The 13,336-nt window shown below is 37.2% G+C and carries 12 protein-coding genes; 10 read left to right on the plus strand and 2 right to left on the minus strand.

All coding sequences use genetic code 11. The features are described 5' to 3' along the window. Positions 1 to 295: 295 nt before the first annotated feature. Both mltB and J3T98_RS03260 read right to left on the minus strand, forming a co-directional pair. Complete coding sequence (gene mltB, locus J3T98_RS03255) at positions 296 to 1,369, minus strand: lytic murein transglycosylase B (RefSeq protein ID WP_267362143.1); 1,074 nt, start codon at positions 1,367 to 1,369, stop codon at positions 296 to 298. 54 nt (positions 1,370 to 1,423) lie between these two features. Further along, positions 1,424 to 2,425: a 2-hydroxyacid dehydrogenase gene (locus J3T98_RS03260; RefSeq protein WP_267362144.1), complete on the minus strand. Its 1,002-nt coding sequence runs from the start codon at positions 2,423 to 2,425 to the stop codon at positions 1,424 to 1,426. 236 nt (positions 2,426 to 2,661) lie between these two features. On the opposite strand from J3T98_RS03260, the gene J3T98_RS03265 reads away from it, so the two are divergent. From J3T98_RS03265 to lnt, 10 genes are all read left to right on the plus strand, one after another. Continuing rightward, positions 2,662 to 3,927 carry an AmpG family muropeptide MFS transporter gene (locus J3T98_RS03265; protein ID WP_220224995.1) on the plus strand — a complete coding sequence of 422 codons (1,266 nt, stop codon included), beginning with the start codon at positions 2,662 to 2,664 and terminating at the stop codon, positions 3,925 to 3,927. A gap of 8 nt (positions 3,928 to 3,935) precedes the next feature. Continuing rightward, complete coding sequence (locus J3T98_RS03270; RefSeq protein WP_267362145.1) at positions 3,936 to 4,589, plus strand: NAD(P)H-dependent oxidoreductase; 654 nt, start codon at positions 3,936 to 3,938, stop codon at positions 4,587 to 4,589. Positions 4,590 to 5,109: 520 nt separating this feature from the next. Next, complete coding sequence (gene trxB, locus J3T98_RS03275) at positions 5,110 to 6,063, plus strand: thioredoxin-disulfide reductase (RefSeq protein WP_267362146.1); 954 nt, start codon at positions 5,110 to 5,112, stop codon at positions 6,061 to 6,063. Further along, the gene (cydD, locus tag J3T98_RS03280; protein WP_267362147.1) at positions 6,060 to 7,793 is read left to right on the plus strand and encodes a heme ABC transporter permease/ATP-binding protein CydD; all 1,734 of its coding nucleotides are present in this window, start codon (positions 6,060 to 6,062) and stop codon (positions 7,791 to 7,793) included. The genes trxB and cydD overlap by 4 nt, the downstream gene beginning before the upstream one ends. Beyond that, entirely contained in the window at positions 7,787 to 9,412 is a 1,626-nt protein-coding gene (gene cydC, locus J3T98_RS03285) for a heme ABC transporter ATP-binding protein/permease CydC (RefSeq protein ID WP_267362148.1), read from the plus strand. The genes cydD and cydC overlap by 7 nt, the downstream gene beginning before the upstream one ends. A gap of 156 nt (positions 9,413 to 9,568) precedes the next feature. Further along, positions 9,569 to 9,886 carry a ribosome silencing factor gene (gene rsfS, locus J3T98_RS03290; protein ID WP_065734345.1) on the plus strand — a complete coding sequence of 106 codons (318 nt, stop codon included), beginning with the start codon at positions 9,569 to 9,571 and terminating at the stop codon, positions 9,884 to 9,886. 4 nt (positions 9,887 to 9,890) lie between these two features. Continuing rightward, positions 9,891 to 10,361 (plus strand): 23S rRNA (pseudouridine(1915)-N(3))-methyltransferase RlmH, encoded by a 471-nt coding sequence (rlmH, locus tag J3T98_RS03295; protein ID WP_220225000.1) that lies wholly within the window; start codon positions 9,891 to 9,893, stop codon positions 10,359 to 10,361. Between the two features lie 13 nt (positions 10,362 to 10,374). Then, a complete protein-coding gene (ybeY, locus tag J3T98_RS03300) occupies positions 10,375 to 10,833 on the plus strand; it encodes an rRNA maturation RNase YbeY (protein WP_065562131.1) in 459 nt (152 codons plus the stop codon). A 77-nt stretch (positions 10,834 to 10,910) separates the two neighbouring features. Further along, positions 10,911 to 11,777 carry a CNNM family magnesium/cobalt transport protein CorC gene (gene corC, locus J3T98_RS03305; protein ID WP_065734343.1) on the plus strand — a complete coding sequence of 289 codons (867 nt, stop codon included), beginning with the start codon at positions 10,911 to 10,913 and terminating at the stop codon, positions 11,775 to 11,777. After that, complete coding sequence (gene lnt / locus J3T98_RS03310; protein WP_267362149.1) at positions 11,770 to 13,305, plus strand: apolipoprotein N-acyltransferase; 1,536 nt, start codon at positions 11,770 to 11,772, stop codon at positions 13,303 to 13,305. Before corC ends, lnt begins: the two co-directional genes overlap by 8 nt. Positions 13,306 to 13,336 lie beyond the last annotated feature (31 nt).

The following is a 13,336-nucleotide window of genomic DNA, read 5'->3' on the forward strand; positions in this document are numbered from 1 at the left end:
TTTAATAATTATAATTATTGATCCTGAAAAATTTTATCTTAGCATTTAGAATTAATGATGTTGATCATTAAATAGTTCTGAAGTGGAATTTAGAAGATCAAAAACCCTGTTCCTCAAATTATTTTACGATAAAGTACTTAAAAATAAACCCTGCCCAGTTATGGGATAAGCTGTTTATGTTGAACTGTAAAGCGAGATTTAGAACCCCAAAAACCCCGTTCCTCAACTTTTTAGATAGTTTATTAGAATTAATAAAAAAGGTCGCAACTGCGACCTTTTGCTTTTAAGGTTAATTTTATCTAGCTTGTTTAACGGCTAATCCCAATTGCCATACAGCCATTGCATAATGTGTGCTATGGTTGTAGCGGGTGATGACGTAGAAGTTAGGTAGTCCATACCAAAATTGATAATTATCACCCATGTCTAAACGTAATAAGCTGACTTCTTTATGACCGTCGATTGAGCTTTTGGGTTTTAATCCTGCTTTAGCTAGATGTTCAATTGTATATTTGGTGCTAAAGCCTGTATCGAGGTCGAGTGCTTGGCCATCAGCAACCACTGCAACTTTTTTGTTTCGTTGCCAGCCGTGAGCTTTGAAATAGTTTGCTACACTGCCGATTGCATCAACTGGATCCCATAAGTCGGTATGACCGTCATGGTTGAAGTCGATAGCATGATTTCTAAAGGCTGATGGCATAAATTGTCCGTAGCCCATGGCTCCTGCAAATGATCCATTTAAATCAAACGGATCAACACCTTCATCACGACACATAATTAAGAAGTCTTCAAGTTCCTTAGCAAAGTATTGTGATCGTCTTGGGTAATAAAATGCTAGGGTTGATAATGCGTCGATAATTTTGGTTTTGCCCATTACTCTTCCCCACCCGGTTTCAACGCCTATAATTCCGACGATAATTTCAGGTGGTACACCGTACTCTTTGTAAGCACGTTGTAGATCTTTGTCATATTTATTCCAAAATTCGACACCTTTAGGTAAGTTACCTGGGGTGATGAATTTATTTTTATAACGAATCCATGCGCCATTAGGTACGTTTGAAGTTCCTGATTTTGGCGCTTGTTTGTCCATTAAACCAATAACCCAATCAAGTTTGTTGGTTTGTTCTAAAACATTGCGAAGTTGTTGGCGATTAAAGCCATGTTTATTTACCATCATTGTGATGAATTTTTCTTTATCGACCGATAAAGGGGCACTATTGGCTTTTGGTTCTTCGTGTTGTTTTTCTAGATAAACGCCACCCTTTACATTCGAATGTCCTCGATGCTGCTGCATTGGCGATTTCGATGATCCCCCACTCGAACAAGCTGTGAGCCATAAAGCCATCATGACACAAATAACGATACGTTGCATAAATCATCCATATTCATTTAGTTAAAAAACGGCGACATATTAAATTATTTATTTTTATTTAACAATATTTTGACACTCTTTTTCTGCTGCTATTTGCGCTATATTATTTAAGGTTGTGTCAGAGATATTTAATAGTGCTTCTTGGGTTAAAAACGCTTGATGACCAGTAAAAATCACGTTATGACAGGCTGATAATCGACGGAATACGTCATCTAATATGACATCATTAGATTTATCTTCGAAAAATAGGTCTCGTTCGTTTTCATAAACATCCATACCTAGTGCACCGATTTTGGTCTGTTTTAACGCTTCGATTGCAGCGGTTGCATCCAATAAACCACCTCGGCTTGTGTTGATAATCATCACACCATTTTTCATTTTGTTGAATGACTCTTTATTTAGTAGATGATAATTTTCAGGAGACATTGGGCAATGTAAGGTGATAACATCTGATTTGGCATAGAGTTCGTCTAATTGAACATATTGTGCACCTAATTCAACAGCAATATCATTTGGATAAGGATCATAAGCAAGGATATTCATGCCAAATCCTTTTAAGATGCGGATCACTGCTTGGCCAATTTTACCTGTTCCAATCACACCTGCTGTACGATTATGCATGTTAAAACCGGTTAAGCCATCTAACGAGAAGTTAGCGTCGCGAGTACGTTGGTAAGCTTTGTGGGTTCTGCGGTTTAGTGTCATCATCAATGCAACCGCATGTTCAGCCACCGCTTCAGGAGAATAAGCTGGCACACGAACAACGGTGATCCCTAATTTTTTTGCTTCATCGAGATCAACATTATCAAAACCCGCACAGCGTAATGCTAAGATTTTAATACCATAATGGGCTAATTTTTGTAGAACTAATTTATCAACTTCGTCGTTAACAAATACACAAACAGCATCATAACCTTGCGCGGTGACAACCGTTTTATGGCTTAATTTATGCTCATAATATTCGATATCAAAACCAAAGTGTTTGTTGGCGATTTCGAGATGTTCTTTGTCGTAATGCTTACTGCTAAAAACAGCGACTTTGACTGTTTCTTTCATACTGCAATCCCCCTTATAGGCGTTTAATTAATGCATCTTTTAAGTTTTAGTGATGATTGAAACGCATTGTTTACTTGATATTTTTTTGGCGAATGTTGATTAAATGCTTACTATTGAAAGTTGAGTTAAAAATTAACCTGTATAGTAAAACGCTTTATGTTAGCTTTAGCAATTATTTTTTTTATTAATATGCTATGATAGCACTTTGCTATATAACTGACCGATAATGTTAACTAATGAATAAAAAACAAGTTTCTCTTCTTAGGACTATCTTTTCCACTAAAATGCTTATTTGTATTTTTACTGGTTTGGCTTCCGGTCTTCCTTTTTATTTGTTAATTCAACTTTTACCTGCTTGGTTAACCAGTGAAGGGCTGAATATAAAAGCTATTGGTGCATTTTCATTAACTCAACTGCCCTATATTTTTAAATTTGTTTGGGCGCCATTTATGGACAATATTTCACTGTTTGGGATGGGGCGTCGACGGGGATGGATGTTTCTGTCGCAAATAATATTGCTCTTTTTTATTGCAATATTGGGATGTTTTTCACCGACTCTGAATATTTGGATTATTGCTACACTCTGTTTCATTATTGCGCTGTTTTCAGCCACGCAAGATATCGCTTTAGATGCATTTCGCCAAGAAATTCTTTCTGATACTGAACTTGGATTAGGGAACAGTATTCATATTAACGTTTATCGTCTTGCCAGTTTGGTGCCCGGTTCATTATCGCTAATCTTATCTCATTTTTTACCTTGGAGTAGCGTTTTTATGGTCACGGCGCTATTTATGTTGCCCGTGATAATTATTACCTTGTTGATAAAAGAACCAATTAATAAACCAATACCAAAATCCCATAATTTTGAAGATATTATTATCAATCCTTTTTTAGAATTTATTAAAAGAAAAGGCGTTAAATCCGCGATGATCATTTTGGCCTTTATATTTTTATATAAGTTAGGCGATAGCATGGCGACATCGTTAGCGACTACTTTTTATATGAAAATGGGATTCAGCCTACCAGACATTGGTTTGATCGCTAAAAATGCGCAATTATGGCCAGGGATATTAGGCGGAATTATGGGCGGCATTTTGATGATAAAAATAGGGATTAATCGGGCTTTATGGTACTTTGGTTTTGTTCAAGTCTTTTCTATTTTAGGTTTTGCCTGGTTATCAATTGAAGGCCCTTTTAATGATATTGGTGTCAGTGAAAAAATAATGTTAGCCATAGTGATCAGTGTTGAATCCTTGGGGGTTGGTCTTGGTTCGGCAGCTTTTGTTGCTTTTATAGCCAAAACCACGAATCCATTATATACTGCAACACAGTTTGCGTTATTTAGCAGCATCGCTTCTATTCCTCGAACATTGATTAATTCAACAACAGGAATTATGGTTGAATATTTAGGATGGACCAACTTTTTTGGTTTATGTACGCTATTAGCAATACCCGGCATGGTGTTACTGTTGAAAGTGGCACCATGGAATAAGAAATCTTAGGAGACATTATGGACAAACTATCGTTAGCTTTGGAGTTTAGACATGCTTGTAAACGGTTTGATGAATCAAAAAAGATTAGTCATAGCGATGTTGAAATTATTTTAGACGCGGGTCGTTTATCGCCTTCTTCGTTTGGTTTTGAGCCTTGGCATTTTGTCGTTGTCGATAATGCAGATATCAAAGCTGAATTGCGTGCTGCTTGTTATAACCAAGAACAAGTTACTAGCTGTTCACATTTTGTGATCTTACTTTATCGTAAAGCGAATAATTTTACTTTGCAAAGTCCTTATTTACGTCAGTCGATTGCAAGATCATTGCCCGATCAGAACGATCAAACGGCAATTGATAAAGCCAGCCAAGATTTTCTTAACTATATTGCCTATGGTTTACGAGAAGGTTTAAATGCTGATAGCTGGTCAGAAATGCAAGACTATATTGCTGCTGCAAATATGATGACCACAGCGGCTTATCATGGTATAGATTCTTGTGCCCTTGGCGGATTCCAATATGATAAGGTAATTAATATTTTAGAAAAACATATTCCAACATTTAGTCGTGATGTATTTGGTGTTGGGCTGTGTTTAGCGTTTGGTTATCGTATTGATGAGCAACCACCTCATATTCGTTGGTCACTTGAAGATATCACCACTTTCCTATCTTAATTATTATTAGTTTAATGTCGTCAACTGGCGGCATTAAATCTTTTTTTAACAATTATTCAGACGTGTTATTGAGCGTTTGCGCATTTACTGATAGTGAATCTAAAATAAATTCAACACCCAATAATATATTTGCGATTTTTGAATCGTTAATATTCTGCTGAGTTGAGTTTAAAATTTCTTTTACCCACGTAGTTTTAGCTGATAGCATTTCCATTTTTTTAATGGTGGCTTGTCGTATTTCGAGTGAAGGCGTTATCGCCTAATGATTAAAACAGTAATAATTAATTATTAAAACTTATAAAAACTTTAGATAAATAAAATCAATTTGTTAAAAACATAAGTTAATTTAACAAGTTGAAAATATAAGGAAAATTAACGTTACTCCGTGTTATTTATCACCTTCACCTATTGCTGTAATAAACATTTTTTTTACAAGAAAATAGTTGATAATGTTAGACTTATCATCTATAAATTGCGCTAATCATATTTTATTTAGCCAGAATAATAGGAAGGATACAAAATGAAAACCAAACATGCCCGTTTATTAATTTTAGGGTCAGGCCCTGCTGGCTATACCGCAGCGGTTTATGCCGCGCGAGCAAATCTCTCTCCAGTATTAATAACTGGCACTCAGCAAGGTGGACAGCTAACCACCACGACCGAGATCGAAAACTGGCCAGCGGCAAATCCAGAATTAACGGGTCCTGAACTTATGGTGAAAATGCAACAACATGCCGAACGATTTGATACCGAAATTATTATCGATCATATCGATAGCGTTGATTTTAGCCAAAAGCCATTCAAACTATTTGGTAGCGATACGGAATATAGTTGTGATGCGTTAATCATTGCAACTGGTGCCAGCGCACAATATCTTGGATTGCCTTCTGAAGAAGCCTTTAAAAGCAAAGGTGTGTCAGCCTGTGCTACATGTGACGGTTTCTTTTATCGTAATCAGAAAGTGGCGGTTGTCGGTGGCGGTAATACTGCTATTGAAGAGACCCTTTATTTGGCTAATATTGCCAGTGAAGTCCTTTTAATCCACCGTCGCGATAGTTTTAGGGCTGAAAAAATCTTAATGAATCGTTTAGCTGAAAAAGTGCAAGAAGGTAAAGTCATTTTGCATACTCATCAAATCGTCGATGAAATTCTTGGCGATAATATGGGCGTAACGGGTGTAAGATTACGAAGTACTATCGATTCTGCTCTAACCGAAGAGTTATCAGTAATGGGGGTATTTATTGCTATTGGTCATAAACCCAATACCGCAATTTTTGAAGGCCAACTTGAACTTGATAATGGTTATATCAAGGTGAAATCAGGTACTGAAGGTAATGCAACACAAACTAGTGTAGAAGGAATTTTTGCTGCGGGCGATGTTATGGATCATATTTATCGACAAGCCATTACCTCGGCAGGAACAGGCTGTATGGCTGCGTTAGATGCTGAACATTATTTAGATAAATTAAAATGACACTAGATAAAAAACGTCAAAATTATTTACTTAGCTGGTTAAAACAGCACACAAAAATGCATAAACCAGATTTGCGTGCTTCAGTTTTATTCGGTTTTTTGTTGAGTCTATTAATGATCGGCCAAGCTGCTTTATTGGCGATTATTTTGCAGAAGTTGATCATCGATCAGACTCCTTTTACCACCGTTTTCCCTTATTTTTTATCTTTAGTTGTCATCCTATTGGCGCGTGGCTTGCTTATTTACTTTCGTGAAAAGATTAACTTTGCTTTAGGCCAAAAAATCCGCCAACAAATTCGGCAAAAAATTATCGATCAGTTTGAATTGTTTGGTCCTGCATATTTAAGTCAAAGTACTACAGGAGCTTGGAGTACCTTAGTTATTGAGCAGGTCGATAATTTGCATGATTTTTTTGCTCGATATTTACCGCAAATGCGCCTGGCAAGTATGGTGCCGATATTAATTTGTATTGCTATTTTCCCTTTTAACTGGGCCGCGGCCGTGATTTTGCTTTGTACTGCTCCGCTAATTCCTATTTTTATGATTTTAGTGGGAATGGGAGCCGCGGATATTAATCGTCGTCATTTTAAAGCACTCTCTTATTTAAGTGGGCACTTTTTAGATCGCCTTAAAGGACTGAGTACTATTCGCTTATTTAATCAAGGCAAACAGCAAACCGAGCAAATTGCCAAGGCGTCTGAAGATTTTCGAATTAAAACGATGCAAGTATTAAAGATGGCGTTTTTGTCATCAGCGGTTTTGGAATTTTTTACGTCGATTTCGATTGCAATTGTGGCGGTCTATTTTGGTTTTTCGTATTTAGGGGAGTTTGATTTTGGTGCTTATAATGGCACAGTCACGTTATTTGCTGGTTTTTTTGCCTTGATTTTAGCACCTGAATATTTTCAACCGCTACGTGATTTGGGCGTCTATTATCATGCCAAAGCAGAAGCCATTGCCGCAGCTGATAATATTGAAACTTTTTTAAATAAAAAATTGCCACTTGATAGCGTTGAGAAAAAAAATGAGTCTAATCAATCATCATCAACCATTCCTTCTGAAATAAATGTTTTAAAAACAATTGAAGCGAAAGATCTTATCGTGTTATCTAACGAAGGTCTGCCTATCGTTGGCCCTCTTAGCTTTTCATTACAAGCGCCATTTAAATTAGCGCTAATTGGTACTAGTGGTGAAGGTAAAAGTTCTATTATGCAAGTATTGCTTGGCTTTTTACCTTATCAGGGTTCGCTAAAAATTAATGGGATTGAATTTAATCAGCTTGATTTAGTAAGTTGGCAACATCAAATCAGTTGGATTGGGCAAAATCCTTATTTGATTAATGGTTCGATTCGTGAAAATATTCTACTGGGTAAACCCATGGCGAGCGCCAATGAAATTGACGAGGTTATTGCAAAAGCGGAATTATCTGATGTTATTGCTCAATTACCAGAAGGCGTCGATACCCAAGTTGGTGAAGATGCGGTTAGATTATCAGTCGGACAAGCTCAGCGCATCGCCCTTGCTAGAGCAATGCTGAAACCTTGCCAATTACTGATACTTGATGAACCGACCGCAAGTTTAGATAAGCAGACAGTTCAGCAGTTGGCACCCTATGATATTGCGACAAATAGTATCACTATCACCCATCAACATGATGATATGCATGAATTTGACCAAGTATGGAAATTGTCGAAAGGACAACTTAACGCCATCAAGGAGAGCTTATGCTAGCGCTATTACGTCCCTATATTGCACTTTATAAGCACTACTTTTGGCAAATTGTTATTGGATTAGGTTTAGCTATTCTTACATTATTTGCCAGTGTTTTTTTACTTTCTTTATCTGGATGGTTTTTAGCTTCTACCGCGGTAGTCGGTGTGGCGGGTTTATATACGTTTAATTATATGTTACCTGCTGCGGGCGTAAGAGCGGCTGCCATTATGCGAACGGCATCCCGTTATGCTGAGCGTTTGGTTGATCACAATACCACCTTTAAAATATTAGCGTATTTAAGAACATTAGCATTTAAGAAGATTCTTCCTTTAAGCGCTAACCAATTATCCCAATATCAAAAAGCCGATCTTCTTAATCGTTTTATTGTGGATATTGATGCACTTGATCATCTCTATCTAAAACTCTTTTCACCTATTGTAACGGCACTGGTAATTATTGTGCTCTTGTTTGTCGGATTAAGTTATATCAACTTTCCTATTGCATTAATTATCAGCATGGTACTAACTACTACTCTACTTGCTATACCGGTGATCTTTTATTATGCAGGTAAACAATTAGGCGAAATACTGGCTAAACAGCAAAGTGAGTATCGCGCATTGTTGGTTAATTATCTACAAGGTCAAGCTGAACTGACTTTATTTAATGCGCAAGATCGTTATCGTTCAAAACTCGACAAACTTGAATCAGACTGGCTTTATCATCAACAAAAGCAGTCTAACTTAATGGCGCTCTCGAGTGCTCTTGTGGTATTAATTGCTGGCTTTTTGACTTTGTTAGTGCTTTGGCTTATCACTCAATATACATTATCGCCTTTAGTTGCCCTATTTGTGTTTGTCTGCCTTGCTAGTAGTGAAATTTTAGCACCAATCCCTACTGCATTTATCTTTTTAGGGCAAGTATTAGCGTCAGCCAAACGAACAACCGCTTTATTTGATCAAACACCAGATATCCAGTTTGTCGAGCAAGGCAGATCGATAGATTTGACTACCGCAAAACTGCGGTTTGAAGATATTTGCTTTAGCTACCCAAATCAACCTTTTGCAGTTTTAAGCCATTTTTCATTAACAGTTGAAGCCGGTAAACATATTGGCTTAATTGGTAAAACCGGTTGTGGCAAATCCACATTAGTTAATTTAGTCACGCGCGCGTGGGAACCCACTTCAGGTAATATCTTTATCAACGATATACCGATTAATCAACTTGACGAGCCAACTTTACGTCAGGCGATTGCTGTGGTTCCTCAAGTGATTACTATTTTTAGTGACTCGCTTAGACAAAATTTGTTAATCGGTAATCCAAACGCTTCTGATCAACAGTTAATGGATATTTTACATCAAGTTGGGCTTTCCAAATTGATCTCAACCGATCAGGGTTTAGATTTGGCATTAGGGCAAGGAGGACGATCATTATCAGGTGGTGAAACTCGACGTATCGGTATTGCTCGGGCATTACTTCATAATTCGCCATTAATGTTGATGGATGAGCCTACCGAAAGTCTTGACCAACAAACTGAACTGCAGATAATTGAACTTATCAAAAACTACGATAAAACTTTGCTGATGGTTACACATAGATTAACGGATAATCCATTGTTTGATCAGGTGGTTGAGTTGTAAGATTGGGGTGTCAAAAACCCCGTTCCTCAACTTTTTTTATTTTAAAAAGTGCGCTCCTCACTTTTTTTGATTTGTACTGGTTGAGATGTACTATTTTCAAGGCGATTTTGAAAAAATATGCTATACTAGCGCTTTATGTATATTAGTAGAGAGTATATTTTGCAACAATCATTACAAGACTTTATTATTGATAAAATTGATGATTTAAAAGGCAAGGATATTGTTACCCTTGATGTGCGTGGTAAGTCAAGTATCACCGACTATATGATTATTTGTACTGGAACTTCAAATCGTCATGTTTCGTCAATTGCAGGGCATCTACTTGATGAAGCTAAAAAGCAAGGACATGTGGTATTAGGCAGTGAAGGCCAAAATGATGCGGATTGGGTAGTCGTTGATATGGATTCGGTGATCGTTCATATAATGCAAGAAGAGAGCCGACAATTATACGAACTCGAGAAGCTTTGGAGTTAGTTACGTGAAACTACAGCTTATTGCTGTTGGCAACAAGATGCCAAATTGGGTAACCACCGCTTTTGATGATTACCAATCTCGATTCCCCAAAGATATGCCTTTAGAACTCATTGAAATCCCCGCAGGAAAACGGACTAAAAATGCCGATATTGCGCGTATTTTAGATAAAGAAGGTGAGCAGATGCTGGCTTCTTGTAGTAAAGGTAATCGCATCGTGACGCTAGATATTCCCGGTAAACCTTATACCACTCATGATTTAGCTAAGCAACTTGAACGTTGGAAAGCAGATGGGCGTGATGTTAGTTTGTTAATTGGTGGACCTGAGGGGCTATCTCCCGCTTGTAAGGCTGCTGCTGAGCAAAGTTGGTCGCTATCACCTTTAACGCTACCACATCCACTAGTTAGAGTGATTGTATCTGAAAGCCTTTACCGTGCATGGAGTTTAACGGCTAATCATCCTTATCATCGTGAATAGATTGGGTATTTGAATGAATATTTTAGATTTGCAAATTGCCACCGAGCAGCAAGATAATCTGCCAAGTGAGCAACAAATTATGCAGTGGTTAGAGGTAATTTTACCGCAGTTTGTTGAGAATGCTGAAATCACTATTCGGATTGTCGATAAGGAAGAGAGTCAACACCTTAATCATACTTATCGCAATAAAGATAAGCCAACCAATGTTTTGTCGTTTCCGTTTGAATCGCCGGTTGAAATTGATGTTCCATTACTTGGCGATTTGGTGATTTGTAAGCAAGTGGTTGAAGCTGAAGCAATTGAGCAACATAAGTCGTTAACATCACATTGGGCGCATATGATTGTTCATGGCTGTTTGCATTTATTAGGATATGATCATATCCTTGACGAAGAAGCCGAAGAAATGGAAAATATCGAAATCGATATAATGGCACAGTTAGGATTTGATAATCCTTATTTATTAATTGATTAGATGACTAATTTTTAATAGTCTGTTTAATATAAAATTATAACTCAAAATACATTTGATATATGAAAGGAAGAGAGCAAATGAGTGATGATAATCACCGGAGACCCAAAAAAGGGTTTACATTATGGTTAAGTCAATTATTCAATTCAGAACCAAAAGATAAAGATGAACTTATTGAAGTGATTCGTGAAGCTGAAGAAAACGAACTTATTGATCCAGATACCCTTGATATGATAGAAGGTGTAATGGATATAGCTGATCAGCGCGTTCGCGATATCATGATCCCCCGCTCTCAAATTGTAACAATCAAAGATAATTTTTCCCTTGATGAATGTTTAGATATTATTTCTGAACACGGTCATTCACGCTACCCGGTTATTAGTGAAGATAGAGACCATATTGAGGGAGTACTTTTAGCTAAGGATTTACTTATTTATATTCGACAAGGTGTTAATGATTTTGACTTGAAGAAGATCCTTAGACCGACTGTTGTTGTTCCTGAAAGTAAACGCGTTGATCATATGTTAAAAGAGTTTCGTATGCAGCGCTATCATATGGCGATGGCCATTGATGAGTTTGGTGGCGTTTCAGGTTTAGTGACTATCGAGGATATTTTAGAACTTATTGTTGGCGATATTGAGGATGAATACGATGAGGTTGAAGATCGAGATATTCGTCGTTTATCACCAACTATGTACTCCGTTCGTGCCCTTACGCCAGTTGAAGATTTTAATGAGATCTTTGGCACCTCTTTTAGTGATGAGGAGATGGATACTATCGGCGGTTTGGTGATGCAACATTTTGGGCGCTTACCAATTCGTGGCGAGACGATTACTATTGATGGCTATCAATTTAAGGTAACCATTGTTGACCGTAGACGAATTATTCAATTGCATGTCACAATCCCTGAAGATGCAGTTGTTCCTAATTTAGAGCAAAATGCTTAAGCATATTCTATTGAGCCTTTTTTTAGGCGCCATTGCCGTATTTAGTTACGCGCCCTTCCATTTTTGGCCAATTGCCTTTGTGTCTTTTGCTGGGCTTTTATGGTTAGTTGCTGATAAAACAAAAAAGCAAGCTATGCTAGTTGGCTTTAGTTGGGGTGTTGGCTACTTTTTAGCTGGTGTTCACTGGGTTTATATCAGTATTAAACAATATGGCGAAGTGCCAACGTCAGTTGCGATTATTATATTGGGGCTGTTAGTTAGCTATTTAGCGCTCTATCCAATGCTATTTGCTTGGTTATTGAGAGCCTGTGACCGTTTTGCAACTAAGTGTTCAATGAAACAATTGGTTTTACTGGCACCAATTTTGTGGCAAGTTACCGAATTTTTGCGAGGCTATATTTTAACAGGATTCGCTTGGTTAGAATTAGGTTATAGTCAACTTGATAGCCCTTTACGAAATTATTTCCCGATCGTTGGAATTAATGGGGTAACGTTACTCTTTACTATATGCTGTGGATTGGGTGTTTATTATTTGTACCATTTCAAGCAATCAGCCTTTATAAAGCACACATTTGGTGCAATTGTCGCACTATTTGCGATCATTTTTGCACCAGTTTCACTCAATTCAATTAATTGGACAACCATTGATCATTCCCGGACAGCTAATTTCAGCTTAATTCAAGGAAATATTTTACAATCACTACGTTGGAGCAGAGAGCAGTTAGATAACACTTTACAAACCTACGCTTCATTAACCGAAAAGAATTTCGGTAAAGATAAAATTATTATTTGGTCAGAAGCCAGTGTTACTGATTACGAGATAAATCAGCAACCTTATTTACAGTTTTTAGATAATGAAGCCCGAGCAAATGGTAGTGAAATTGCAGTCGGTATTATTGATTATCGTATCGGAGATAATGATGCAAATCCAGATATTTACAATACGTTACTGGTTTTAGGCGAAAATACGCCATATCAATATCCTAATGCTAATCGATATCAAAAACATCATTTGGTGCCTTTTGGCGAATTTACCCCTTTTAGATTTTTATTAGATCCTATTGCCGATCTCCTTGATATTCCTATGTCGTCAATGCAAGAGGGAGCAGAAAAGCAACCTCAGCTTACAATGAAGGGATTTAAGTTTACTACTGCAATTTGTTATGAGGTGATTTTATCGAATTTGATGTGGAAGAATTTTGCACCTGATACAGATTTTTTATTGACCGTTTCAAATGATGCTTGGTTTGGTGATAGTATTGGGCCAAAACAACATTTGCAAATGGCGCAAGCTAGAGCGTTAGAGTTTGGTCGACCAATGATTCGTAGTACCAATACCGGCATTACAGCAATTATTGACCATCATGGTTATATTATTGAGCAGTTACCGCAATTTCAAACCAATGTTTTAAATTATACGTTATCTCCAACTGTTGGTTTGACTCCTTATGCTAGATTTGGCGATCTAGCTTATTATCTTATTCTTTCTTTGCTATTTATTTTGGTTTTTGTAAAAAAACGTCGATAATCAATTTTCTGGCATAAATATTGCTTGTATA

Origin of the sequence: Gilliamella sp. B2772, from assembly GCF_026536985.1 — a bacterium.
GTDB classification, from domain to species: Bacteria; Pseudomonadota; Gammaproteobacteria; order Enterobacterales; family Orbaceae; genus Gilliamella; species Gilliamella apicola_E.